At 48.5% G+C, this 25,418-nt stretch carries 21 protein-coding genes; 8 read left to right on the forward strand and 13 right to left on the reverse strand.

Going from position 1 to position 25,418, the window contains the following annotated elements; genetic code table 11:
* Positions 1-66: 66 nt before the first annotated feature.
* The 3 genes from Y696_RS00585 to Y696_RS00595 all read left to right on the forward strand — a co-directional run bounded on the left by Y696_RS00585 (position 67) and on the right by Y696_RS00595 (position 2,850).
* Positions 67-960, forward strand: coding sequence for a DMT family transporter (locus Y696_RS00585; protein ID WP_099772533.1), 894 nt, complete (start codon positions 67-69; stop codon positions 958-960).
* A gap of 67 nt (positions 961-1,027) precedes the next feature.
* Complete coding sequence (locus Y696_RS00590) at positions 1,028-1,903, forward strand: acetamidase/formamidase family protein (RefSeq protein ID WP_121509541.1); 876 nt, start codon at positions 1,028-1,030, stop codon at positions 1,901-1,903.
* Positions 1,903-2,850: a lysylphosphatidylglycerol synthase domain-containing protein gene (locus Y696_RS00595; RefSeq protein WP_121509542.1), complete on the forward strand. Its 948-nt coding sequence runs from the start codon at positions 1,903-1,905 to the stop codon at positions 2,848-2,850. Before Y696_RS00590 ends, Y696_RS00595 begins: the two co-directional genes overlap by 1 nt.
* A gap of 22 nt (positions 2,851-2,872) precedes the next feature.
* Here Y696_RS00595 and Y696_RS00600 read toward each other — a convergent pair whose 3' ends face one another.
* The gene (locus Y696_RS00600) at positions 2,873-3,544 is read right to left on the reverse strand and encodes a DJ-1/PfpI family protein (protein WP_099772530.1); all 672 of its coding nucleotides are present in this window, start codon (positions 3,542-3,544) and stop codon (positions 2,873-2,875) included.
* A 194-nt stretch (positions 3,545-3,738) separates the two neighbouring features.
* Here Y696_RS00600 and mggS point away from each other — a divergent pair, with 194 nt between their 5' ends.
* Positions 3,739-5,043 carry a mannosylglucosylglycerate synthase gene (mggS, locus tag Y696_RS00605; protein ID WP_099772529.1) on the forward strand — a complete coding sequence of 435 codons (1,305 nt, stop codon included), beginning with the start codon at positions 3,739-3,741 and terminating at the stop codon, positions 5,041-5,043.
* Between the two features lie 33 nt (positions 5,044-5,076).
* Here mggS and Y696_RS00610 read toward each other — a convergent pair whose 3' ends face one another.
* The 9 genes from Y696_RS00610 to Y696_RS00655 all read right to left on the reverse strand — a co-directional run bounded on the left by Y696_RS00610 (position 5,077) and on the right by Y696_RS00655 (position 17,443).
* Positions 5,077-6,147, reverse strand: a complete 1,071-nt coding sequence (locus Y696_RS00610; protein WP_121509543.1) for a DUF362 domain-containing protein — start codon at positions 6,145-6,147, stop codon at positions 5,077-5,079.
* Positions 6,148-6,465: 318 nt separating this feature from the next.
* On the reverse strand, positions 6,466-9,273 hold the full coding sequence (locus tag Y696_RS00615; protein ID WP_121509544.1) for a response regulator: 2,808 nt from the start codon (positions 9,271-9,273) through the stop codon (positions 6,466-6,468).
* 47 nt (positions 9,274-9,320) lie between these two features.
* Entirely contained in the window at positions 9,321-9,803 is a 483-nt protein-coding gene (locus tag Y696_RS00620) for a hypothetical protein (protein WP_259459816.1), read from the reverse strand.
* 173 nt (positions 9,804-9,976) lie between these two features.
* Positions 9,977-10,618, reverse strand: coding sequence for a lipid-binding SYLF domain-containing protein (locus tag Y696_RS00625; RefSeq protein ID WP_257212046.1), 642 nt, complete (start codon positions 10,616-10,618; stop codon positions 9,977-9,979).
* Between the two features lie 51 nt (positions 10,619-10,669).
* Entirely contained in the window at positions 10,670-11,194 is a 525-nt protein-coding gene (locus Y696_RS00630) for a hypothetical protein (protein ID WP_121509546.1), read from the reverse strand.
* The gene (locus tag Y696_RS00635; RefSeq protein ID WP_121509547.1) at positions 11,191-11,901 is read right to left on the reverse strand and encodes a glycerophosphodiester phosphodiesterase family protein; all 711 of its coding nucleotides are present in this window, start codon (positions 11,899-11,901) and stop codon (positions 11,191-11,193) included. Before Y696_RS00635 ends, Y696_RS00630 begins: the two co-directional genes overlap by 4 nt.
* A 1,130-nt stretch (positions 11,902-13,031) precedes the next feature.
* Entirely contained in the window at positions 13,032-14,129 is a 1,098-nt protein-coding gene (locus Y696_RS00645; protein WP_121509549.1) for an ABC transporter ATP-binding protein, read from the reverse strand.
* Between the two features lie 23 nt (positions 14,130-14,152).
* A complete protein-coding gene (locus tag Y696_RS00650; RefSeq protein ID WP_121509550.1) occupies positions 14,153-16,366 on the reverse strand; it encodes an iron ABC transporter permease in 2,214 nt (737 codons plus the stop codon).
* 75 nt (positions 16,367-16,441) lie between these two features.
* On the reverse strand, positions 16,442-17,443 hold the full coding sequence (locus Y696_RS00655; protein WP_121509551.1) for an ABC transporter substrate-binding protein: 1,002 nt from the start codon (positions 17,441-17,443) through the stop codon (positions 16,442-16,444).
* Between the two features lie 1,450 nt (positions 17,444-18,893).
* Here Y696_RS00655 and Y696_RS00665 point away from each other — a divergent pair.
* A complete protein-coding gene (locus Y696_RS00665) occupies positions 18,894-19,514 on the forward strand; it encodes a GGDEF domain-containing protein (RefSeq protein ID WP_257212045.1) in 621 nt (206 codons plus the stop codon).
* Between the two features lie 64 nt (positions 19,515-19,578).
* Positions 19,579-20,796, forward strand: a complete 1,218-nt coding sequence (locus tag Y696_RS00670; RefSeq protein ID WP_121509553.1) for an MFS transporter — start codon at positions 19,579-19,581, stop codon at positions 20,794-20,796.
* An 89-nt stretch (positions 20,797-20,885) separates the two neighbouring features.
* On the opposite strand, the gene Y696_RS00675 is transcribed toward Y696_RS00670, so the two are convergent.
* From Y696_RS00675 to Y696_RS00685, 3 genes are all read right to left on the reverse strand, one after another.
* The gene (locus tag Y696_RS00675) at positions 20,886-22,391 is read right to left on the reverse strand and encodes a bifunctional UDP-sugar hydrolase/5'-nucleotidase (protein ID WP_121509554.1); all 1,506 of its coding nucleotides are present in this window, start codon (positions 22,389-22,391) and stop codon (positions 20,886-20,888) included.
* A gap of 512 nt (positions 22,392-22,903) precedes the next feature.
* Positions 22,904-23,518 (reverse strand): carboxymuconolactone decarboxylase family protein, encoded by a 615-nt coding sequence (locus Y696_RS00680; protein ID WP_121509555.1) that lies wholly within the window; start codon positions 23,516-23,518, stop codon positions 22,904-22,906.
* A gap of 136 nt (positions 23,519-23,654) precedes the next feature.
* Positions 23,655-23,852 carry a DUF6485 family protein gene (locus Y696_RS00685; protein WP_121509556.1) on the reverse strand — a complete coding sequence of 66 codons (198 nt, stop codon included), beginning with the start codon at positions 23,850-23,852 and terminating at the stop codon, positions 23,655-23,657.
* Positions 23,853-24,010: 158 nt separating this feature from the next.
* On the opposite strand from Y696_RS00685, the gene Y696_RS00690 reads away from it, so the two are divergent.
* Positions 24,011-24,337: a hypothetical protein gene (locus Y696_RS00690; protein WP_121509557.1), complete on the forward strand. Its 327-nt coding sequence runs from the start codon at positions 24,011-24,013 to the stop codon at positions 24,335-24,337.
* Between the two features lie 298 nt (positions 24,338-24,635).
* Positions 24,636-24,848, forward strand: a complete 213-nt coding sequence (locus Y696_RS00695) for a hypothetical protein (protein ID WP_099772512.1) — start codon at positions 24,636-24,638, stop codon at positions 24,846-24,848.
* Positions 24,849-25,418: the final 570 nt, after the last annotated feature.

Raw genomic sequence — 25,418 nt, forward strand, 5'->3', positions numbered from 1 at the left:
CTTGGTCGCCAAGAATATATTACACCTGCAAATAAGAAGAGAAGGCATCGGATCAGGGAGGTCGGAGTGTTCTATCTTTTGCTGGCGATACTTTCCAGTTCCTCTATAGCAATGATTTTCAAGGTAACGGAGGGAAGAAGCTACAACAGGCTCGCGGTTACGACGTTCAATTACCTGAGCGCGTTTTTAGTAGCGCTCGTCATGATAGGGATTGAAAGACCGGCCGTAGGTCCAGGGGGAGGATCTCTGGCCGAAGTCATAGTGAAGGGAGAGCGTCTTTTCAGCCTCACCAGCAGCGTAGTCTGGGGCTTGTCTTTGGGACTCGTTTCCGGTCTCTTCTTCTTTCTGTCCTTTATCTTTTATCAGAAGAGCGTCAGGGAAAGCGGGGCAAGCCTTTCCGGAGCTTTCGGAAAGCTCGGGATTCTCATACCCATGATTCTTTCTTTGCTGGTCTGGAAGGAGTATCCGGAAGCGCTGCAGTGGGTCGGGATCGGCCTTGCCATCTTCTCGATCGTACTCGTAAACAACCCTTTCGGATCGGGGAGGCAGAATTTCAAAGCCGCTTTAATCATGTTGTTCATCACCGGCGGACTGGCCGAATTCATGAACAAGTTGTTCCAGAACTACACCGTAAGCGGATACAAGAATGTCTTTCTCTTCAGCGTCTTTGCAAGCGCTTTCGCGATAAGCGCGTTCTTTCTGAAGAGGTCCGGTAAATCTTTCCATAAGAGGGAAGCAATCGTAGGGCTGATCGTGGGACTGCCAAACCTCTTCTCATCCTTCTTTCTCATAATGGCCCTCGAAGAAATGAAGGGTTCCGTGGTCTTTCCCGTTTACAGTGCCGGAAGCGTTGTGATGATAAGTCTTGGAAGCCTGCTGTTCTTCGGTGAAAAGCTCAAGAAGCTCGAGATGATTTCCTTGGGCATGGTGCTGATTTCCCTTATTATAATAAACATATGATGTCTCTTTGGATTAAAACAACATCGCGGTAGTATTGAAACAATATCAGTCATTGGAGGTGCGTCCCGTGTTGCACAGAATTGGAAGAGACAGATTAGTTTACGATATGTCGCCTGAACACAAGCCCGTTCTGGAAGTGAGCCCGGGGGATACTGTAATAGTGGAGACGGAGGACTGCTTCTGCCACAGAATCGTTTCAGAGTCTCAGACCGTCGGAGGAGACTTCGACTTAACTCATGTGAATCCGGCCACCGGACCCATTGCAGTAAAAGGAGCGATGCCGGGTGACACGATAGTAGTCAGTATAGAGAGGATAGAGCTGGACAGTCAGGGCGTTGTCGAGACCTGCCCGTTCTGGGGCCCGGTCAGCAACGTTTCCAAGGAGTGCGTCACCGAGATCGTCAAGATTGACGGCAATTTCATGTCGTTTCTGGGAGAGCGCATCGAAATAAAGCCTATGATAGGTGTAATCGGAAACGCTCCGGCCGAAGGTTCCGTTTCCTGCACGACTCCGGGAAGTCATGGCGGAAACCTCGACACGAAAAATATAACGACCGGTTCAAGAGTATATCTTCCGGTCTTTGTGAAGGGAGGGAATCTCTCCCTCGGCGACGTTCATGCGAGGATGGGGGATGGTGAAGTCGGCGGTACAGGCGTTGAGATAAGAGCCCTGGTGAGACTCAGTGTAGATATTGATAAGATGCCCGTTGAAAGTCCCACCGTCGAAACCGAAGAGGATTTCTACCTCTTGTTCAGTGCGAAGACTCTGGAAGAGGCGAGCCGCGGGGCGGTGAAGAGGGCCATCGAATTCATCGCCGACTGGAAGTCTATCCCCGCTGAAAGAGCCTATATGCTGACAAGCATCACATGCGACCTAATGATAAGCCAGGTGGTGAATCCACTGGTGACTGTGCGAGTTAGAGTGCCGAAAGAGATTCTCTAGTGATCGGTATCAGAAAAGTACTCCTCTCTTTGAGAAGGCTGCTGCCCTTTCTTGGTATAATCCTGTTCAGCGTCTCGATCTACGTTCTCGTTCGAGAGCTGAGTCGCTACACTGTAAATGATATCATTGCAAAGGTCGGGGAGGTTCCAGCTTCGAGGCTTGTAATCGCAGTCTTTTTGACCTTTCTGACTTACCTCAATCTCAGTCTCTATGATCTGATCGCTTCCAGAAGGGCGGGAGTCAAACTGAAATTTACGTCGACCGCTCTTGTTTCTTTCGTTGGATACACTTTCAGCAAGAATATCGGTTTCACGTTTCTTTCGGGAACAAGCGTCCGCTTCAGGTTATACGGAAAGTGGGGTGTTGCAGGAGGTAAGATTCTCGCAATAATAATCCTCAACTATCTGACTTTCTGGCTTGGTTTCTTCGCCCTTTCAGGCATCCTTTTCACTCTCTGGCCGCCCGTTCTTCAGAGTGCCGTAACGGTACCCTTTGGATCACTGAAGGCTATCGGAATCGCCTCTGCCGGGATCTATGTTCTCTACGTGATAGTGGTTAGCTTCAGAAAACGGCCGTTCAGAATAAAGGGAAGGAGCTTCACTCTTCCTGGGAAGTCTTTCACGCTGGTCCAGACTGGTATATCCATTCTCGACTGGCTGCTTTCCGCAGGAGTTCTCTTCATGCTCCTTCCCCCGGAGATCGGTTATCTTGAGGTTCTGGGCGTCTTCCTTCTGTCGCAGTTTGCGGGTCTGTCGAGTCAGGTCCCCGGAGGCCTTGGAGTCTTTGAGGCGCTTACAGTAGTAATTTTCTCGCCCTCCTTAAAGCCAGATATTCTTGTGGCGGCGTTGATACTCTACAGAATAATCTTCTACCTAGTTCCCTTCATTATCGCAATAATTTCTTTTACGGCCAGTGAACTCCTTTACAGACGTTCTGAAAAGGCCTAGTGGAGAACCGTTATGGTAGGATTCAACCTGGCAGCAGGTCGAACAGCCTCTTGACGAAGGTTTCGACGCTCTCATTCTTTTTCATGAGGCCATCTTCTCGAACAAGAAGCGGAGCAGTTACAACTTTGTTTGTCTTATCGACGCACATTTCACCGACTTCACAGGGGACATGATCTATGGCCAGCTTCTCGACGACGGTCATCCTATCTTCGGGATTGCCCGAAGCGGTGACGGTAAGATTTGAGGCTACGTTCTCGAGAGCCCTTGCAAGTATTAAAACACCTTCTCCGATCGCTCCCAGAGGCTTCTTACCGAAGAAGCAGTTCACGATAAGCCTTTCAAGGCTCTTATTAACTCTGTAGTGATCCTCTTCGTCTTCAAAAGTAGATAGGCTCTTCAAGACTCCCTTCCCGCCGGGAATGACGAGCAGGTCCAGATCCTCCCCAGTGAAGGTATCGATGCTGTTTACCGGTCTACTGAGCAGTCTGGCAGATTCTACGAGCTGGTTTCGCTTCTGTTCAAGTTCAGCCGGTTTTCCTGTCTGGTGGTTAATAACCTCGTATTGATCCTTGTCCAGCGCCAGAGAAACAACTTCAACCCCTGCCTTATCCAGGGCGAGGAAGGTCATTATGGCCTCGTCAACGGCCGTTCCATCCTCAGAGCCACAACCCGTAAGCACTACTCCACACTTCAATTCGGTCCCTCCTTATAGAAGCATCATGAGTCGTTTTTCCTTAGGAAAATAGAAATATTAATGGATTTTATCATCTTTGCCCCCCGTTCCAAACGGCTCGTTACTGTATGGCTTATCTGAACTATTGACATGCCGGCAAGATTATTGGATATTAGTAGTGAGTTCCTGTGACGATTCGGCAAGGGGGTGTTCTTGTGAGAGTGGGTTTGATTCATTACAGGGCCGGACTGATGGACGGTGTCTCCCTTGAAATGGAAAAGTGGCGCAAGGTTCTCTCGAGAATGGGTCACTCGGTGGAGATCATTGCGGGAAACAACGCTCCCGGTGTCGACATTGTGATTCCGGAGATAGAATACAACGACGAGAAAAATGAAATCCTGAATTCGAAGCTCTACGGCAGGACGCCTTCATCGGAGAGCGAACTGCTCGATGAACTCTCCATCAGAACCGCCGAGATTCTAGGCAGCTTCAGATCTGTTCTCTCCGACTTCGATCTTCTTATACCGAACAACATCTGGTCGCTTGGATGGTCTATACCTGCGGGACTGGCCCTGCATGACTTCGCGGAGGAGTCGGGTAAGCCGTTTATCTCTCACAACCATGACTTCTGGTGGGACCGCCCCTATTACAGCAGTCCCTATCGAAGCGTCATGGAGCTCCTGGAAAACTACTTTCCTCCCGATCTCCCAAACGTCAAGAATCTCACGATCAACTCGATCTCCGCTTCCGATCTCTTCGAGAGGAGGGGTATCAGGGCTACCGTGGTGCCGAATGTGATGGACTTCAGCGGGCCCGTCTCTATCTCCGATGAGCGCATTCGAACGCTCAGAAGCGAGGCCGGGATAGAGAAGGGGGATATCGTCTTTCTCCAGGCAACCAGGATAACGGAGAGAAAGGCGGTCGAGATCTCTATAAGGCTAATCGCGGCTTTCAATGATATCGCGGGATCTTTGAAGGGGAAAAAGCTTTACAACGGGGAGCCGTTTACCGGGAGGGCCGTCCTCGTGTATTCCGGATTGACCGAAAGGCAGTCGATGGACTACAGGAAAAAGCTAGATGAACTTGCGAACCGGCTCGGAGTAAAAGCGATCGACATCTCCTCTTCATCCTCCTTGAGCCAGGCGGCCTTCTTCGAATCGTACGGCGTCGCAGACATCGTTATATATCCAACCGTATTCGAGGGCTGGGGCAACCAGCTTCTGGAGGCGCTTGTGTACAGGAAGCCACTCGCCCTCTTCAGATACAGCGTATTCAAGAGCGATATACAGAACAGCGGGATCTCTTTCGTAGATCTGGGGGATAGGTATATCTACAGCGACGGACTGGCAGAAATGCCGGAGCAGACTATCCGTAGCGCCGTTAAAGAGATCACGGAACTCCTCTTCGACAGAGAGAAATACGAAGAAACCGCGGAGAAAAACTTCCAGATAGGAAGAGAAAAGTTCAGCCTCGAGACGCTGGGCGACATAGTAAAGGGATTGATAACCGATCTGGTTTAGACTAAGTAATCAGGCTAACACGAATCCAAGTTTCTATCTGCCGAAGCAGGCTACTTTCTCGAGTTTGTAGCTCCTTTTGCCCAGGCCGATCTTTTCGGCGTGTTCAAGCTGGTGGTGCCAGCTAATTCCGGGATGGGCCCTTTCGAAGGGGTCGTATCCGAGCCTTCCAATTACCAGATCTATGCAAGCCTTGTCCACCGCTACGGGATCTCTGCCCGCCACTATGCCGATGTCTTCCACGACTGGAGGCCTGTTTATGTGCCAGCAGTCGCAGTCAGGCGATACGTTGTTTATGAAGGAGATATATAAAGCATTCTTTCCCTTTGAGGCCGCCAGGGCGTACTCGGCGATCTTCTTGCTTAGAGATTCCGGCGTTCCTCCGACACCTGCACTCATCGCGCCATAATTGCACATGGCTATACACTGGCCGCATCCGATACAGACCTCATAATCTATTCTTGCGACCCTATCGACAGTAATAGCACCCGTAGGGCAGTTCTTTTCACACATCCCGCAGGCTACACAGTTCTTCTCTCTTACTACGGGTTTCGATTCCGAGTGTTGCTCCATCTTTCCTGCCCTCGACGCCGAACCCATTCCGATGTTCTTCAGAGCGCCTCCAAAGCCCGTTTGTTCGTGCCCTTTGAAGTGGCTGACTACTACAAGCGAGTCGGCGAGAGCTATGGCCGATGCGATCTTCGCCTTCTTTATGTAATCTCCCTCAATTTCCACATCTATTTCATCGGAACCTCTCAAGCCGTCGGCGATCACCACGGGAACGCCCACCGACTCCATTGTGAACCCGTTCAGGGAGGCGGTTGTGATATGATCGACTGCGTTTGATCTGCTCCCTTTGTAAAGAGTGTTCGCATCAGTGAGGAAGGGAACGGCGCCCAGTTTCTTGATCTGATCGGCGATCACCCTCAGATAGTTTGGCCGGATGTATGCGAGATTTCCGTACTCCCCGAAGTGAAGCTTGATGGCGACAAGTTTATCCTTCTGGACCACATCTTCAAGTCCGGCTCTCTTAAGTAAGGCCTCGACTTTTTTCAGAAGTCCCATTTCGGGAGTCGTCTCCATGTTTGTAAAGAAGACCTTGCTCATACTATTCCCCTCTCTTTCCAAAGGATTTTCGCCTGGAACTGTTCCAATGCCTACGTTCTAGAACTTTCCAGTCAGGACAGATTTTTCGGCGTTAGAGACAATAATCTCAATGTTATCATATCGAAAATTCCAGTACTTCTCTAAACGGAGAATTTCTGCTGGCTGCGGTTCAGGGTTCTTCATAGACCGGATTCTAGCGAAGTGAATTGCATTCTAAAGATTTGTATGGGATCATCTCGCTGAGAAAATTCAGGGAGTATTGACGATCCTTGAAAACCCAGGTAAAAGTGAGAGACCTTCTGTTGCAGTCGCCGCTCCTCACTCCCAGAGCTTACGATAAATCCTCTTTAGCTCTACTATCCCGTCTGATATCTGGTTTTCATCGCCGTTCTTCCCGGCCGTCTCGATTTTGAAGCCCACCTCGGAAATCTCTTCAACGCCATACATTCTGCCGGAACCCTTAAGACTGTGGCCTTCTCTTGCGATCGAACCCATGTCTTTCCTTTCAAGAGCGCTTTCGAGAGTAGCCACTGTCTTGTCGATGTGTTTCCCGTACTCCTCGAACATGGCCGAGGCCTCTTCCATAGAGAGCCCCATATCCTTCGCGAAGACTGTGATATTGTCCGGTGAATGCTTTCTCTCTCGCTGGACTGGACGGACTCCGGATCTCTTGTTACCGGTCTTCCCGAATATGCCCAGGTGGTATCGCACGATCTCGAGAAGATCCGACTGCTTGACAGGCTTTCCCAAAAAGCCGTCACAACCGGCCTCGATCGTCTTCTCCTCGTCTCCCTGCATCGTATGTGCGGTCAGGGCAACGATTGGTATCTTGTAACCCTCTTGTCTAAGGGCCTTTGTGGCTTCATATCCGTCCATGATCGGCATTTGCATATCCATAAGGATGAGATTGTACTTGTTGAAGTCTCTCACCATTTCGATCGCCTGCTTGCCATTTCCGGCAAGGTCGACAGAGTAACCGGCCTTTTCGAGAACTTCTTTTATAAGCAGCTGATTGGCTTCGTTGTCTTCCGTTAGCAATATCCTGTATTTGACGTTGTCCTGCCCGGGGCCGAGATCGAAGTAGTTGCCGATCTTGCTCATGAGCTCGTCTTCCTTCACAGGCTTCTGAATTATTTCGTTTACTTTCTTCCCGAAATGGATTTCGTTCTCGGTGGCATCTGTGATCACAATGACGGCAGCTTCGCTGATCCCATCTAGCGCGGCAAGGGCATCATCGGCATTCTTTGGCGCGTCTACCACTGCAAGGGACGCACCTAATTCCCTTACAGCTCTCGAGAGATTCGAAAGGTTTTTCACAGATTCGTAGTGCACTCCATTTCTCTTGAGCATCGCGCCGACGATTGTCAGGAAGTCCTCGTCGTCAGAGGCAACAACAACCTTTCCCGTTGGCGGCAATTCGGGTTTCTCCTTTTGCTTCGGTACTTCCTTAGAAACGTGAGAAGGAATCCTAACTGTGACTTTCGAACCCTCGCCAACTTTGCTCTCGAAGCGAATTGATCCGCCCATCAGTTCAACGATCTTCTTCGTTATGGTTAAACCGAGTCCCGTTCCGCCAAACTTCCTCGACATCGTACCGTCGGCCTGAATAAAGGGCTCGAAGATCTTGTCTATCTCTTCTCTGGAGACTCCCGAACCTGTATCCTGAACCGTGTATATCAGGTGGTGGCCATCGTAATCGAGAAGCACTGAAACGTAACCTTTGTCAGTAAACTTGAGTCCGTTGGATACCAGATTGGTCAAGACCTGTCTCATCCTAAATTCGTCTCCATCGACGTATTCTGGAACCCTTTCTGTAATGCTGTTTGCGAAATGCAATCCCTTCGAATACGCCATGGGCAGATATGTTTCGGTGATCTCTTTCACCAGCTTTGCAGGGCTGTACGGGGAAATTATCAGATCGAATCTCGCTGCTTCGATCTTTGAGAGGTCTAGAACATCGTTTATGAGACTGAGAAGATGTTCCCCGCTCCTGTATATAGTCTTGAGATACTTCATCTTTTCCAGATTTGTTTCATCGTTCATCAAAAGCTCGGCAAAACCGAGAATCGCATTCATAGGGGTGCGCATCTCGTGAGACATGTTTGCCAGAAACTCCGATTTCATCTTGCTGGCCTGCTGTGCCTCCTTCGAAACCTTCCTGAGCATTTCATTCGAATTCTTCAGTCTGTCAAGCGTCTTTTCAATGAAGACCATCGTGTTGTTCAATTCGGAGGCGATCTCGCCCAGCTCGTCATTAGAATTGAGTTTAACCCTGACAAAGGAGCCCTTCTTTATCGACTCGAAACCCTTCAGCAGCTCCGACAGGGCCTTGGATATATGGGCGTTGAGAGTGAAGGACAGCACGAAGGAAAAGCCGAATACCCCGAGTAACACAATGCTGAGTATTGGGAGTAGCCTATTCCTGAGCATCACCATTAGACCCTCAGACTGCAACACATAGATGTCGGCTCCGCCAATCGAAACCTTGTCGGCCAAGAACAGCGATCCCGAGGAGAAGAGGGAGAAGGCGGGCCTCGGTTCGCTCACGGTGAATGGGATTTCACTTGACCACCTCTCCTCATCCAGCACCGTTCTCACATAGAGGCCGGAATCCGAGAACTCTCTCGGGATTACGAAGTGATCATCGATCAGAAGGAAGGCGATTCCGTCCTGCCCAAGGAATGCCGACAGTTCTTCCACATCTTCATTGTCGAAGACAATTCCGGCAACGTATCGCGATTCGTTGCTCTCTACAGTCGAGAAGTAGACGAGCTGTCCCTCGAGCATTTTGAATCCGTTTTCTGCTTCTTGGATTTCGTTTAACTGCCCTTCTGAGATGGCTGGCCTGTTAAGAATTATCTTTCGCTCGTCTCCAAGTCGAACGAGAATATCGCAACCATCATCAATAACTCCCTCAAGCGAATAACCGTCGACAAAAACCTTCATATCCTTGCGCAAGTCGATGAACCACTGAAAGACGGATTGCTTCTTTGAGCTTAGATAATTCTTGTATTCGTCGGTCGCTGTGTGGACAAATGTAACGGAAAGCAGAGCCACAAGGACAGTCAAGACTGCCAGGACGAAGAGCAGAAACTGTAGCGATATCTTTCTACTTAGTTTTCTCATAAAATGGCTCTGCCTCCTCATTTGGACAAGACTGCCTCATCATAATATCATTTGCCGACGTTGAATTCCCATTGTACGTCCATGATTCTACCCTCGAGAGTTACGGAGTAGTAAATGGACGTATCGAGATAGACACAAAATGCGATTAGCAGGCCCTCTGAGCCGGTAGCAATATATGGATCATGTCTCACCGTCTGGAAGATATACTCCTCACCAATTATGTAGAGATCGGCCCAGACTCCTTCAACGGGTTCTCCGCGCTTACACTTCCCCGTAACGGCCACATTCAGGAACGATACGCGTGTCGCTCCTTCCGGCAGCTCGAAGAATAACAAACCGACAACATCCTTTATCGGAAGATCTAGGCCGGGTACTGCATCAAACGGAATCACGGTTACGGTGGTGAAACTGCCGTCTTCCATTTCGTACCGTCTAGAAGTCAGTTCGGAATAGCTGTCTATAAGTGGTTCGATCTGGTGGATATCGACAGACAAACCAACAGATGCGATAACCACAAAGACAATCAACACAAGTCTCAAAACCTAATCTCTCCTTCGCGTTAAGAAATGTGACCTTGTCTCAAAGAGATTATATTACGCAAAGGTCGGATATCATAAGAACAGGAGCTCACAGATTAGATTGCTTTCCGTGAGCTCCAGTTGCATCTCAATAGATAAATGGTGTTTCCGTAACAATTACACGATTAGTTCAACCGAACAATAAGAGATTCGAGAAAGTTTATCAGTTCATTTATATCGTCTCCGATTGCTTCCTTCTCGATAATCTCCTGAGGAGTCAAAGACAGCCCGTAATACTCCCTGTTCGTATCCGAATCCTGCCGGATTATAGATCCTCCAAGGGAAACACCGGCGAACATACCGTTGCTGACAGAGTAAGAGTAGATAGCCGCTTCGAGTTTGTAATCGGTGTCGGCGGAGAGAGTCTTTCCGGTAGGTCCGGCCGAGATAGAGGCGCTTCCGCCGAGGGTAACGTTGTTGCTCAGGAAACCTTCTATACCTTTCTCATTCATTATGACGAGTACAAGCCCGCTCTTCTGAACACCGGCCTGAAATCCATAACTGATACCGTATAACTTCAGAAAAAGAGGTCCGTACCAGCGTCCATCCTCTGCTCTCTTCAGCAGAAAGCCCTCTCCAAACTGCCCGCCAAAACCTAGCGCGGCCTTCACCATTTCGGGGTAAATAACTATCCCGTTTGACTTGCTCAACAACTCAACAAAAGAACCGCTGTCTTCCGTTTGCGTGAGCTCTTGAAGAACGCCCAGGGCGTTCTGGATCCGTTCCCTTGGTAAACTTGCCCCAAATGTCGTGAAAGAGGCCATCATGATCACCACCAGTATCAGTCTTTTAATTTCATTCCCTCCCCATTGTTCAGTCTATTTCACATTGAAGAAAATATCCTGCTTGTCCTGTCCAAATGTGACGCTTGTCAACCTGAATTCCCCTTTGGAAGAGATGCGCGAATAGTCGCCGTTCTCAACCTTTACCTCCTGATACTGGAAGTAAGGGAGATCCTGAACGAAAGAGAAAACGCTACCTTTCGAGTCGGTCACGGCATAGAGAAATCTCAGCGCGTCGATTATCTCTGATTTGATCACAGCAACCGTCACATATCCCCCCTTGACTTCGCTCTGAGGAAAGTCTTTCGAGAAGATCTGTCTACCCTCTCCGTCGTAGGCAGCCACGGTCAACAGGGGTTTTCCAGAAACGTCAAGCTTGATCTTGGTGAAACTTATCTCGCTTTCTTTCAGTCCGCAAAGGGCGAGAATCTCCTCTCTGGAAAGTGTGAGTTTTTCCTCGGCTGGATTGGGGTTCTCGCCACAGGAGGAAACGGCAAGAATTGTCAGCAAGGCTAAATTAACAAGAACCACTATCAGACTCTTTCGGCTGTCAAATTTCATACTACCTCCATCATCACATCAGAGCGGTCAGTAATCAAAAAATCGCACACATCTCTGACCTTGAGAAATAGGTCCGAATCGTTTAACGTCCACAAAGCCACTCTCGTTCCTTCTTCGCGGATCTTTCGAAGCAATGAAAGCCCCTTCTCCAGGCCCATGTTTTCGAAGAGATCCTTGTTGAGATTAACCGAATAAGGTCTATATCTCTCGATCACTTTGTACAGGAACTCTTCACCACCCGGTCGAAGAAGCTCCTTATCTATTATAGGGGCTACCATAGGGCAGCATAACTCCTCTTTGAACTCCTGAAGGCAATCATGATGGAAGGAAGAAAACATAGTCCTTTCGAGGGCGTCGAATCTCTTGACAATCTTAATCACTTCAGGTACAGCCTCTACGGCTTTGATCTCAACATTCACAAATATGTCTTTGGGCAGCTCCCGGTATATCTCTTCTAAAGTGCTCAGGGCATCGAATCCAACAAGCCCCATCTCTTCGAGTTCGGCGAACGTCTTTTCCGAGATCTTTACGTCCAGTCCCATGGTCCTTTTGAGATCGGGATCGTGATTCAAGATGACCACGCCATCCCTTGTAAGCCTAACATCGAGCTCTACTCCATGTGCGCCGTACGATAGCCCCTCTTTGAAAGATTTAAGTGTATTCTCGTATCTGCCCTTCCCCATTCCCCTGTGGGCTAAAACAAACATCCAGATCGCCTCCGTAAACCGGCAAAATACTTCGCTGAGATCATTCTACTGTGCTATGGAAACTCAGTCAAGGCAATGTGAGGGAAGAACAGCCAGTCTGCTTTCGCAGACCAGTCAAAAGGCGAGAATCATCGCCGCCAGTGAAGGCTCCACCTTCGCCAGTACCACTTCGTGGCGCCAGTCTCAGCTTCAAGCTGAGGCCAGTCACTGCAAGCAGTGGCAAGAACAACCAAGAAACGCAAGTGATGCAGAACATCAGGACCGTCGCACTTCAAGCGGCCAGTTCCGCTTTCTCGTGAGCGCAGTGAACGTCTCGACAACGCACTTTCTCGGCTGCTGTTTTCGGCGAACGGGTCCTAGCTCTTGAACGGTCAACGGAGGACGGCTTTTAATGCTCTTGATCTTAAATCCCCGCTTGAGCGGGGGAGACCGCTTGCGTTGGGGAGTGTACTCCTTGAACAACGTTTAGAATAGGTTGGCCTTTTCGCAATTGAACTACAAATTCACTCTTAACGTTGTTTGGTCTGTGATCCATAGGTATGCTCATAGAAGCAACAAGGAATGAACATCGAACCACCGTCTCAGGGGACTATGTCAGGATAGCAACTTTTCCAAACGTTGGAGACTCACACCCTCCGTCACTTCGTGGCCCTCCTCCCTCAAGGGAGGACTTAAGATCAGGATCATCGAGTGTTAAACACAGCATTCGCACGAGAAACAGCATATTAATGGAATTTAACTACCTAACTCATGGTTAATGATGAGCTCCCTCAAGGGAGGATTAAAATTCTTATTCAGAAGCTCAAACAGTTTCTAGAGGATCCTCCCTTGATCCGGGGCATGGACTGTTTTTCACTGCGTGAAGCACTTTCTTTCAAGCAAACAGCAGTCGTTTCGCCTGACATAGTGGGAGCTGGCCTGCGAAAGTAGACTGGCTTCTGAATTCCTCCCGCGGAAGCGGCATCACTTCCCCGGATGTTCTTCCGGGCATCACTTCCCGACGAAGGCGGCCTCGCCTCCTGCCGGAGGCAGCATCACTTCTACTCTTGCTCTTACCAATCCGCAACGACCAACCCCGAACCTCGCTTGCAATGCCTACCAATCAAGGGCTTCCACGATTCCAACAACTGTTATTCATCGTTGTCTGGCAGAACTTTGGCCAGGTTAGGGATGATTCCGATTGAGACTTTTTCTCCTTCGGCATAGACCTTTTTTTCGGCGGGGTTGTCTATCTGCACCAGTATCTCTCCGTGGCCGGTTGTAACGAAGGACTCGAGGCTTCCGCCCAGATAGATATTAGTTGTCACCTGTCCTTCTATCATGCCTTCTCCGGGATCGAGCAGCTTGAGGGATTCAGGCCTTGCCATTATTACGGCCGATTCTCCTGGAGACAACTCGGAAGAGTACTTTCCAACCTCCACGGTTTTGTCTTCGAACCTGACCTTGCATTTGCCGTTCATTTCCAGAACTTCGACTGGTAGGAAGGCGACTTTTCCAACGAATCCTGAAACGAACTTGGAGTTCGGGTCTTCGTAAATCTCGTTCGGCGAGCCGATCTGTCTAATAAACCCGTTCTTCATGACGATTATCCTGTCAGAGAGACTCATTGCCTCTACCCTATCGTGGGTCACGTATATCGTTGTGATTCCCAGTGCCTTCTGGATGCGCTTTATTTCGACTCGCATCTGTTCTCTCAGCAGGGCGTCCAGATTTGAAAGAGGCTCGTCTAGAAGCAATACGGAAGGTTCCACGATTAAGCTTCTCGCAAGTGCGACTCGTTGCTGCTGGCCGCCGGACAGCTTTGAGGGAGCTCTCTGGGCAAGATCCTTCAAGCCGACGAGATCTAGTGTGTTCATTACCTTTTCCGTTATTTGTTTCGAGGGGAGTTTTCTTAGCTTGAGGCCGTACGCCACATTGTCGAAAACGTTCATGTGAGGGAAAAGCCCGTAACTCTGAAAGACAGTTGCTGTATCTCTTTTATTAGGCGGTAGATAAGTTATATCCTCATTGCCTAGATAGATCTTTCCCTTTGTGGGGAGTTCGAATCCCCCGATCATTCTCAGGGTAGTGGTCTTTCCACATCCCGAAGGCCCGAGAAGGGTTACCAGCTCTCCCGGTTCTATTTCGAAACTGGCATCGTTGACGGCAATAACATCTGCCTTTCCTTTTACGTCTTTGAAGACTTTGGTTACGTTTTCTATTCGAACCGAGACGGAAGTCTTTGACATCAAACCACCTCACAAACCTAGTGTCAGTTAAGAGTTACGTTCTTTTCCATGTATTCGTTCTTTCTAACAAGAACCCTCATCAGCCCGAATGCCCCAAAGACAATGATTATTAGGACCGTGGAAAGAACGCTGGCAAGGCCGAACCTGATAGATTCGGAGAAGTTGTATATCAGGACTGTCATATGATACCATTGCGCAGATATCAAGAATATGATTGCGCTAACGGCAGTCATTGACCGGACAAAGGTGTATGACATTCCGGAAATGAAGGCCGGGCGTATTAGAGGCAAGACGATAGTCCTGAAGACCGTGGTTGAATCCGCGCCGAGATCCTGCGCGGCCTCTTCTATTGCTGGATCTATCTGCCGTAGAGTTGCTACGCCCCCCTCAACCCCAACTGGAAGCTCTCTGATTATGTAGTTGATCACGATTATCGCTCCAGTACCGACCAGGATTAAGGGCGGTTTGTTGAAGGCCAGGACATACGAAATACCTATAAGCGTCCCCGGTATAGCGAACGGGGCAAGAATAAGCCCTTCAAGCACCCTCTTTCCTGCAAACTTTTTTCTCACAATGACCAGAGCCGCCATCATAGCGATAATCCCTGCAATTGGTGTCGCTACCGCTGACAGTGTGAAAGTGTCTACTATTGCATCCCTTCCCCTCTGCAGCGCTTCGGTAATGTTCTTAAGGGTAAAGGAGTAGTCTATACCCCAGTTGGCGACGAAGCAGCCGGCCACTATCGTTCCATAAAGTCCGAGGATAAAGACGATGAAGATAACAATAAACGTTATGAGACCAAATTTCACAGGCTTTGAAACCAAATCGCTCAGTCTTGAAGAGGGTTTTCCGGTTACAGTTACGTAGGACTTTCTACTCACCCAGAATCTCTGAATTAAGAAGGCCGTCAGCGTGGGCATGAGCAGGAGTATTGAAAGAGCTGCTCCGTGGCCAAGTCTGTTTCTTCCTGTAACTTCAATATATGCCTCGACTGAAAGAACCTTGTATGAGCCTGCAAGAAGCAGGGGATTTGCGAAGTCGGCCAGCGAGTTTGTAAAAACGAGCAGCCAGGAACTCAGGACCCCAGGAATCGCGAGAGGGAACGTAACCTTTGAGAATGTTCTCCACCGGCTTCCGTTGAGGTCGAGAGAGGCCTCCTCCAGAGTCGAGTCTATGGCCTGCAAGACGCCCGAAAGAGTCATGAATGCTATGGGGAACATGCCGATAGTCTGTACGGCCGTTAGGCCTCCAAGGCCGTAAATGGTGAAGTCCTTCAGCCCGAGTATCTGTTTGGTAATTAGGCCGTTACTACCGAAGAGAAGAATAAGTGACAGAGACAGCGAAAATGGAGGAGAGATTACAGGCAGAAGGCCCATAGTGCTGAGAAACTTCTTTCCCCTCGTGGCAGTCCTGTTTATTACAAAGGCAAATATGAATCCGATGATCGTCGAGAATGAGGCAGTAAGGATACCGAGCTTCACGCTTCCCCATAGCGCACTGAGGTATTGCTTTGACGAAAGAATCGTCACCCAGGTCTGCATGGAGAATTTTCCGTCTGCCAGAAAGGTCAATCTGACGGCTTCAAAGAGTGGATAAGCAACGAATATAGCTACCATAAGGAAGAGACCGAGGATAATGTACCCCATTACCGGGTCTCTGAAGAACTTAGAAATAAAGAATACGATTACGAAGATAGCAAAAGCGCCAAACATAAAGATGTTCAGTAGATTCGCGTAGTTCTCACTGGCCTCCGCAGACATTAGAAAAACCAGGAACCCGGTCATATTGTAACGCGTTTCATCTATTAGTGGTGCAAGCACCAGCGAAACATTCCTTTCCTCGAATGTGTAGTCGAGGGAGGAGTAATAGTTTTCCAGGTAATAAACGCTTTCAAGCCCCTTTTCGAAGTCCTCTGAGCTGCTGATGGATTCGTAGAAGACTTTCAGCTGTTCGTTAGGCGCATAAACCTGCAGTTCACCCCAGCCGGGAACACCATTTATATATAATATCTCGGCTTCTGTGAACTCCTCGTTCACGGCCACTATCCAGTCCTTCACCGTTTCCACGTCTCTTGGTGCAGATTCCGCGATGACTGTGACAAGCTGCCTCTGGTTTTCTCTGACAACGTCAAAAAACGAGTTCTTCAGTGTATCAAAGATCCAGAATAGTGCAATGAAGACAGCGATACTTATGAACCCGAACGATAAAAGCTTTCTCCAGGAATACAATTTGATCACACCCCAAGAGTAACCTTGATTGTCGAAGGCAGAATGAAGAAGAGCAGGAGACTGGCTCCTGCTCTAATCAATTACTTATTCCGCAGCGCCGCCGATCTCTTTCGTCCAGCGGTCGAGCAGTCTTTCCTTGTTTTCAGCATCCCAGACATAATCCTGATGAACCGTCTTGATTTCGTCCATGCTGAATGAGAGCGGATGCTTTGGGGCGATCTTGGAAACCGGTATTACGTACCAGCTTGCGATGATTGCCTGTGCCTCTTCGGTGAGTATCCAGTCGTACAGCTTCTTGGCATTTACGGGATCCGGGCCGCCCTTTATCAAAGACATAGATGCAATCTCGAAGCCCGTACCTTCCTCGGGAACGGTAATCGTGATGTCGGCACCTTCGGCCTTAAGCTTTACCATGTCATGGGCATAACCGATTGCGAACGGGATCTCTCCAATCGCAACGCTCTTACCGCCCGCAGAGCCGGACCTTGTGTACATCTCGATGTTCTCGTCCAGCTTCTTCAGATAGAGGAAAGCGAGGTCTTCATCACGACCGAAGAGGGAAATCATGCAGGTTATGAGGTTGTAAGCCGTTCCAGACGTATTTGGATTTGCAACCCTTATCAAACCCTTGTACTTGGAATCGATTATATCGAACCAGCCTTTCGGGGGTTCTAGACCGAGTTCGGCTGCTCGGCCATTGTGAGTCGCAAATGCCAGAGGCCCAAGATAAAGTCCTATCCAGTAGCCTTCAGGGTCCTTGTACTGGTCCGGCGTGTTTGCAGCGGCTCTGGAGAAATAAGGTGTGGTGAGACCTTTGAGCTTGGCGCTTATGTGATTCAGTCCCACTCCTCCAACCCATATGGAAGCTTGTGGATTCAGCTTTTCCGCTTCCATTCTCGCCTCGGCCTCTCCACCGGAAAGTCTTACCCAGTCAACCCTTATGCCGGTTACTTCCTCGTACTTGTCAAACAGCTGCTTTGCCGCAAGCTCCTCGAGAGTAGTGTAAACGGTAAAAGAGTCAGCGGCAAGAAGGGTTACCGAAAAGGCAGCGCAGATGACAGTAAACAAAATAAGAAATCTTCTCATGCAAACGAACCTCCTTGAAAGATGTGTGGTTTTGGAAAACGTTTGCCAGTGTTGATTCAGATGAAAGTAGGATGAATTTTATGACTTGTAGAAATTATACCATTACGATGACTTGAAACTGCCATAACATTTCTTAACTTTCTTGGAAAAGAACGGTCTGCCAACTAAGGAAGAAGGGGCATAAGAGGCAATGCTGCCTTCGGCAGGAAGCCTTCTCAGGTCCACCGTCAAAGGTTCTCCGTCCGAGAAAAATACCGGTTCTTCGTTCCGACACTCCGCATTCAGGTTACAGGAAAAACCAAGATCAGAAGGTTGAGGCGGGAGATTTACGCGAGGGACAAGACGTTCGCTGCGCTCATGAGAAGACGAGAGCGAAAATAGGGACTGACGATTCTCCTCACGTCCCTTTTTCGCGAGGGATAGGGATCCTGACCAGGAGCATTGTCAGGATGACGCGATGGGAGAGCCTGGCCTGAAAAGATTCCGTTCAGGGGATCTGCCCGGGATCTAGTATCAAAAATCCGACGGACGCTTACAAGACCTGTCCAGCGTTTCTCGTCCCAAATCATGGACCGGTCTTTGGATAAGATCAACACCAAGATCCCGAAACAAGTCCGGGATGACAAGGTGAGGGACATCCAAGAAGTCATGACGGGTATGACAGCGTCTGCTAATTCTGAAAACACGATAATTTGTCATGCTGAACTTGTTTCAGCAACCCGTTCTAAGAACCGCTATTCGCTTAAGTACGAAGACCCGCTAATCGCTGTAAGCGAAAATAGGGACTGACCGGCTCCCATGGTCCCATTTTTCGCGAGGGGCAGGGATCCTGACCAGGAGCATTGTCAGGATGACGTTTAGCGGCGTCATCCCGTGATTCCCCCATGCTGCCACCCCGTAGTGCTTCTGTACGGGGTCTCATACCCATGAGCCGCAGCGCTGATAAAATCAAAACCGGATCCCGAAACAAGTTCGGGATGACAAGGTGAGGGACTTCCGCAAACCGCTGCCTGGACAACTTCCTCAGTTGCATTGAAACCCTGAATTGATTGCCAGTTCTCTTCACGAGACCCCAGACCCTGTAATCGATATCCTGCGCTCCGCGTCATGCTGAACTCCATTTAGAATCTCGATGCTCTCTTCTTGAGTGTCAGTAATGAGTTTACTTAATAGCCCTTAAGAAAAAGGTTTTCTTTCTTCTTCTCACAACTTGCATCTAGGAACTTGCAACCGTTCTTTTCTGAGAACGGTAACCACTCAACGGCAGACCGGTCTGATTTGATCTTCCTACATCTATCCTCAAACCTCTGACTCCGGCCTTTGATCTACCTACCCCGTTCCCCCAACCACTGACCTCGTTTTCATCATCTGCCCGCGTCTGGCTTGCAGGATTTAACCTTCCGAAAATGGAATATACATATATTGCATGATAATATAGGGACGTACATATATGACTATATATAGGAGGGTATTTATGACTTTTGACCAGTGGAAAGAAGAGCTCGAAAAACTCTCAAACGAAGGCCCCTTTGCTATTGCAGATATAGATATCGACAAGTTTTCACTTGTGAACAAGGAGTATGGAAGAGAATGCGGAGACAGGGTCTTCGAGATTCTCGACAAGACGCTGAAGGAGAATCTCCCGGAGAAGCTCTCGTTTGTCAGATTTGGAGACGAGTTTTTTGTCTACAGCAGCGAGTACACCCTTGAGACTCTGTTTATGGAGATGCAGGATTTGACCCAGACTATCTCGAAGCTCTCATTTGAATGCAAGGGAAAGACGGTTAGGTTTACCGTCAGCGGTGCGGTAGGAGAGTTTCCAAGGAACGCGTCGACGATCGAGAAACTGCTGAACCTGCTTTCGGAGGGAATGAGAAAGGCAAAGGTCACAGGGAGAGCACAGATAATCTTTGCACCGCTTGAAAAGGAATCGAAGATGGTTATGAAATCCAACTACTACTTGAGATCGCAGCTCGACGGACTGGCAAAACTAACTGCACTGTTGAACAGAACCGAGTCATCACTCTTACGGGAAGCGCTGGATGATCTACTGAGAAAATACAAACTGTAGAAATCTCAAAATACCGAAGAGAGGGTGGCCAGGGAGCCACCCTTTTTGTTTAGGAGATGATCTCATGAGGGAGAAGATGAATCGAAACATCTCAGTTTACTACCGTTTCAAGTTTTCACAGAACATGCTCATCATTGGTCCGGTTCTTGTCCCTTATATGCTTTTCAAGGGGCTGAGTTATTCGGAGATGATGCTCCTCCAGTCGATCTCCGCAGTGGCAGTTGTTCTCTTCGAAGTGCCGACCGGTTCGATAGCCGACAGGGTTTCGAGGAAGTTCTCCCTCGTAATTTCATCCGTAATAATGGCCTTGGGGCTGTCTCTGTATATTCTCTGCGGAAGCTTTCTGGCCTTTGCCCTTGCAGAGCTGCTCTTTGGGCTTGGAATGACTTTCAGCTCAGGTGCAGATTCGGCGATTCTTTACGAGAGTCTTTCAAGAATGGAAAGAGAGAGGGAATACAGCAAGATAGAAGCGAAGGCCATGTCAAATATCTTTGTAGGTCAGGCCGTTGGATCGATAGCAAGCGGGCTTCTATATTCAGTTTCGCCTTACATTCCCTTCTGGATATCTCTGGGGATGCTGTTTCTATCGAGCGGGTTTTCACTATTCTTCACAGAGCCCGACCATGGAGAAAGATCAAGAGAGTTGTATCTGGTTCACGTTGCTAGGTCTTTCGGCGATGCCGTAAAGAAGCCGAGAGTCAGATGGGCCCTGTACTTCTCAGCGTTGATGGGAGTGATGTTGAGAGCAAGCTTCTGGCTGTATGAGCCGTACTTTAAACTTGTCAGGCTGGATATTGCCCTCTACGGGGTTGTCTTTGCCGGGTTCAACGTAGTTTGTGCGCTTTCGTCAAGGTATCTAATGAAGCTCTTCGAGAATGTCAGACCGAGAAAATCGCTGACAGTCCTAGGATTACTTATGGGAGGCGCGTATCTGATCCCTCTGATTCTTCTGAACGTCGGTTCGCTTGCATTTCTGGCGCTTGGTCAGATAGTCAGAGCTTTGTACCAGCCCATCATGAGATTCTATATCAACAGGCAGATAGAAGATGCTTTCAGGGCGACGATAATCTCGATAGTTAGTCTTACCGCCAGCCTCTCCTTTGCAGTCTTTTCGCCGCTAATCGGGTTGGGGCTGGATCGGGCAGGCGCAATTCCCGTTTATCTAGTAATGGGGCTTATTTCGGTCGGCGGATCACTGTTCCTCTGGAGAGTCAGGAATCTCCAGAAAAGAAAGAAGGCCGCGGCCGATAGAGAATCAGCGCTGGAGGAGACAGTTAGTTAAACTGAAACGGGTCGGAAGTCCGGGAGACTATATTTCTTGCACAAGAGAAAACCCCCACCTGAGTGGGGGTTTGTAGTTGCGGTTATCTATTACCTAATTCTTCCGTCAAGTCTGGCGCTTACCGGACTGTTGTTCTGCATGTATTCCTTGACTATCTTCTGTACATCCAGTCCAGTATCGGTGTATGGAAGCCCCGCAAAGAGATCCTTGTAACCGGGAGCGAAGAGGCCCTGATAATTCGTTGTGGCCACCAGATAGGTTGCCTCGGGATTCAGCAAAGCAAAGCTGTCCGGGCATTCCAGATCTGCTTGGACCTCAATTGACGTAGCCTTTCCGTTGCTGATTATAAATCGCACACCGGAGACCTGAGAGAAGAACCCGGTGCCGCTTTGGCTAACTGAATGGTTCAGAATCTTCTCAAGCGTTTCTCCCTTTACCTCGTAGACATAGATTATGTTGACATAAGGAAGGGCGTTCTTCAGATCCTCGTAAACAGTCGATCCCGGTGCAATAGATGCCCTGAAGCTACTCGAAGTCGAGAGGGCGACGTTTGCACCTGATTTCTCTCTAATGATGTCCATCACGAAATTGCCTAGCACCGATTCTCCCGTGTTGACATTAGCTGCAGACAGTTCCGTTTCGACATCCCCGATCCATTCGAACAGGTGAGCGAACTCAGGATCGCTTTCCAATTCGTATTGAAGTTTTTCTACCTTATTCGCAATGACTGGATCCTCTGGCATGGAATCATCCATGGGTATTAGCGACCCCGAGATGGATTTCTCACCGTCGGCTCCAAAGTAAACCACTACTTCCGCCGCATATGTCCCATACTGGTAAGGCGAAATGAAGTATGTTTCAGTTCCCTCGATCTTTGTAAGAGGGATCTTGAGATGGCTGTGTGTACCGAAAATCAGATCTATGCCTTCGATCTCTCTTGCCAATTTTAGCGTTTCCTCGTACTCTGCATGTCCAATGAAGACGATAAGATCGACTCCCTCTGCCTCCATTTCGTCAACGATCTCACCCGCAGTCGTCATGAAATCTCCAAAAGTGGCTCCTTCGACGGGTCTCGCAGCTGGCTTGACAAGGCTATCGAAATCCGATCCTGCAAGGGCGAAGACACCGATTTTCTTGCCTTCAACTTCTAGGGTCAAATACCTCTTCCCGAAGTACTCGAATACAGGCACTCCACTCGCATCGAGAACGTTGGCGCCAAGAATCGGATAAGTGACATTTTTCCATACTTCCTGAAAATCTGCCGGTCCGTATTCCGAGTCGTGATTGCCATAAGCCATGGCATCGAAGATGTTGTTGAACCAGGGCATCTCTATGGCGTGGAACTTGTCGGACCACGCCGGGGTCCCGAGGTTTATCATGTCTCCACCGCCAAAGACGAGAGTGTCTTCATCGCCGGCTTTCTCTTTCAGAAAAGCGATTATCTTTGCGATTCCCCCGAACCCGTGTTGTCCCTCAGAATAGAAGGGAAGTGCGTGGGAGTGATAATCGGTTACGAGATACATCTTGATGGTAGTTGAGAACGAAAGGATTGAAAGAAGCAAAACAACCAGTATAAGGAATTTACCCTTTTTCACTGTCAACACCTCCTCGTGGTAGTCAAGCAAATTCTAACATCGTTAGGTTAAATCAAATTCCTCCAGGTAAATATATTGCCTTAAAGATTGATGAGGCGAAGTGCATCGCTGCAAGTAAGGCTCGCTAGCGCGCGGAAGTGATGTTACGATAATCAGACGCAAAGCGCCGAAAAAGATCGGCGGTCGCGCAATGCCGGCAAAGATCGTGCCGGGACGCAATGCACTGAAGACCATCAGTGGACGCAATGCTGCCTTCGGCAGGAAGCCTTCTCAGGTCCACCGTCAAAGGTTCTCCGTCCGAGAAAAATACCGGTTCTTCGTTCCGACACTCCGCGTCCACGTTGTTCATTTTTAGAACCAGATCCCGGATCAACTTCGGGACGACAACATAAGTGGTTGCGAGAAGTCCTTATTGGATGACATCCTCAGCAACACTGAGGAGCATGATGATTCAACTGCTTATGTTCACCAAACCCTAGACCCGAGACCCTAAACCCACGTAAAAAAGGCTTCTATCCAAGACTTTCCTGCGCCTGGAAAGTTATTATGGGCTTCTTGAAAAGACTTGCGAGCAGGGCATGTACGAGCGCCACGGGGATGAGGAAGATGAAAGAGACAAGCATACTGATTTCGTACCATAGGCTGCTCCCCTCAACTGGCTTTCCCTTAATACGGTTTACTAATGCGCCCCACACTATTCCGAGGGCATTTCCCATCATGATTGTCCGGACAGCGCCGAGTATTCCCTTAGCCTTTGATTCCCCATAGAAGGTCTTAAGAGAACTCCATGAATCCTCGGAAGGGTTTCCCGAAGAGTTTGCATATTCTCGCGAGAATAGGATGGCGGGAGCATCCTCCTGCGGGATCTCTTCAACGTCAGCCACAAAGAGCATCTGAATCTCTTCTTCCTTCATTCCCTCTTTCTCGGCGACCTTGTTGTGGAAGACCGAACAGACCTCGCACCCGTTTATTTCGGTTACGGTAAGCATGACCTTTTCTATCAACTCGGTGCTAAGTTCTTCTTTTCTCTTTGCACGGCTCATGTGTTTCATTGTTCTCATCGCATCGAAGAGAATCTGGTAAGACTCCTTTATCGTAAAGAAGCGCTTATAGAACTTCTGATTCAACTCTTCCTCCAGAAGAATCTCGATCCCGAATCGAGATTAGACAATTTATAATCATTCCATTTTAGCATCTAATGCTGAATCTCATTTGGAAGAGGATATACATTCCACTTGTTGGAGATTTCATTATATCTGAATGCTATCTTTTGCTGTTGACCTTCACAAAGTACTCAATGCTTCTGTCCCAGGTTTTCTCCTGTTCTTCAGTGAAGTAACAGGCCGGAAGTTCTCCGTTTCTACGGTGATAAGCGATGCACTCGCAGCACTTTCCCTTTCTTGGGCAGCCCGGGTAGGTGCAGTTGCATTTCTCAAGATTTCTGTCGACTTCACATTGCAAGATCAGTACCTCCCTTTGTTCATTTCATTCCTGATTTTATCGGAGAGTCCTCCTCAACCGATTCTGCATAGCCGGCTTCCCAGAAGGTTCTTCACCATTAATCTCTCTTTAATCAGGAATACTCTAATATGCTAATATATGAGAAGGGGGGAATCGTAATGAGAAAAACTCTACTGATTTTACTGTTCGTCTCCATGATATTTGGCTTGACCCTGGCAAATAACGGCAAGGGTCCCGGTGATGGCATTCCCGATGGGCAGGAGCCCGGGGCAGGTTTTGGTTCTCCAGGAACAGGAAATGGAGAAGGTCCCGGCGCTGGTAAAGTCGACTCTGGAGGCAGCACGACATTGCTGATGGAAAATCTGGAGGCAGAAACCGTGAGTTCTGAGCCTGTTCTTGTCCGCTCAATGAATAGATTGGTCGAAATGATCAGAAACATGTTGAGAAATCTCTTTAGAGTGCGTACCGCTCTCTCAGCAAAATAAAAACCTATTACCCCTGTTTGCTCCTAGTCTAAACCGCCGCTACCGTATTACCAGGACAGCGGCGGCCTTTTCTTTTATGTGTAGTCACTATAGAGCGCAGGCAAATTAGGATGCGTCAACCCCCCGGGACAGAGAATCTGCTTTAAGATAAGAGTGGAGTCGTTTCAAAATCTGCCTTGTCTTCCTGAAGCTTCCGTTATCGAGACGGTCAGACAGTTCAATTAGCGAAGTCTTTAATCACCCTTTAATGAGGTAAGCAATAGGATCTAATCATTTGAATACAACGGGGGTGATGAAAATGAAACGAATTACCGCAATTGTGCTTTTCTTGTTACTTGCCTTTGGAATCGCTCTTTCAATCAATGGCAGCGGTCCGGGCGACGGTGTGCCCGATGGCCCTGATGACGATGCGGGTTATGGAGCACCAGACGATTCCTGCGAGGGAAACGGTCCCGGTCAAGGGAAACCGGCACTCGATGAAGATGAGATGGTTATTGGAGAGATTTCATAAAAGGGTAAATTTCTCTGAATTTTGAAGCTTGAGGGGGACCGAAGAAAGTCGGTCCCTCTAAACTTTCTATATGAGCATTTTCGATCGACAGTTAATGCTTGCGGAAATTCCATTACTCTATCTTTGGAAAAGGAAGGAAACAGCCAAAAAGATGTCGCAAATCACAAGGCGTCCTAATTCTCGAGTCTAAAAGAATTATCTTAGGGCAATTCTCGCACTTGCAACTTGGAACTGACAACTGTTCTAAGAGCCGTGGTTGGTGGTACGCGGTTGGTGGTTGGTTGGAGCTAAAGGAAGAGAAGACAGCAATCACCCCGCGGAAGAATATCAACTTGTTTGAACCAACTCAATTTGCCATCCTAATGTGATCTTGATCAGGATCTAATCTTTGATCTTATAGGTGAACGGATTCACGGTCTGACCCTTGATTATTGGAGAATAATATAAGGACACTAGGGTTTAACTAACACTTCCTCGAAATTGCTTTGAATTTGAGAGAAATCAATCGGTGAATTGTAATTCAGAGATCCATGAGGCCTCAGTTTGTTATAGAAACCAAGATAGACGTTG

The organism is Mesotoga sp. H07pep.5.4 (assembly GCF_003664935.1).
Taxonomy (GTDB): domain Bacteria; phylum Thermotogota; class Thermotogae; order Petrotogales; family Kosmotogaceae; genus Mesotoga; species Mesotoga prima.

What these genes read in the sequence shown, in the direction of transcription:
- Y696_RS00610 (WP_121509543.1), bottom strand. Translation starts at nt 6,147, where the DNA reads ATGAGCAAGGTCTTCTTTACAAACATGGAGACGACTCCCGAAATGGGA.
- Y696_RS00615 (WP_121509544.1), bottom strand. Translation starts at nt 9,273, where the DNA reads ATGAGAAAACTAAGTAGAAAGATATCGCTACAGTTTCTGCTCTTCGTC.
- Y696_RS00625 (WP_257212046.1), bottom strand. Translation starts at nt 10,618, where the DNA reads ATGATGGCCTCTTTCACGACATTTGGGGCAAGTTTACCAAGGGAACGG.
- Y696_RS00630 (WP_121509546.1), bottom strand. Translation starts at nt 11,194, where the DNA reads ATGAAATTTGACAGCCGAAAGAGTCTGATAGTGGTTCTTGTTAATTTA.
- Y696_RS00635 (WP_121509547.1), bottom strand. Translation starts at nt 11,901, where the DNA reads ATGTTTGTTTTAGCCCACAGGGGAATGGGGAAGGGCAGATACGAGAAT.
- Y696_RS00645 (WP_121509549.1), bottom strand. Translation starts at nt 14,129, where the DNA reads ATGTCAAAGACTTCCGTCTCGGTTCGAATAGAAAACGTAACCAAAGTC.
- Y696_RS00655 (WP_121509551.1), bottom strand. Translation starts at nt 17,443, where the DNA reads ATGAGAAGATTTCTTATTTTGTTTACTGTCATCTGCGCTGCCTTTTCG.
- Y696_RS00665 (WP_257212045.1), top strand. Translation starts at nt 18,894, where the DNA reads ATGACTATATATAGGAGGGTATTTATGACTTTTGACCAGTGGAAAGAA.
- Y696_RS00670 (WP_121509553.1), top strand. Translation starts at nt 19,579, where the DNA reads ATGAGGGAGAAGATGAATCGAAACATCTCAGTTTACTACCGTTTCAAG.
- Y696_RS00690 (WP_121509557.1), top strand. Translation starts at nt 24,011, where the DNA reads ATGAGAAAAACTCTACTGATTTTACTGTTCGTCTCCATGATATTTGGC.
- Y696_RS00695 (WP_099772512.1), top strand. Translation starts at nt 24,636, where the DNA reads ATGAAACGAATTACCGCAATTGTGCTTTTCTTGTTACTTGCCTTTGGA.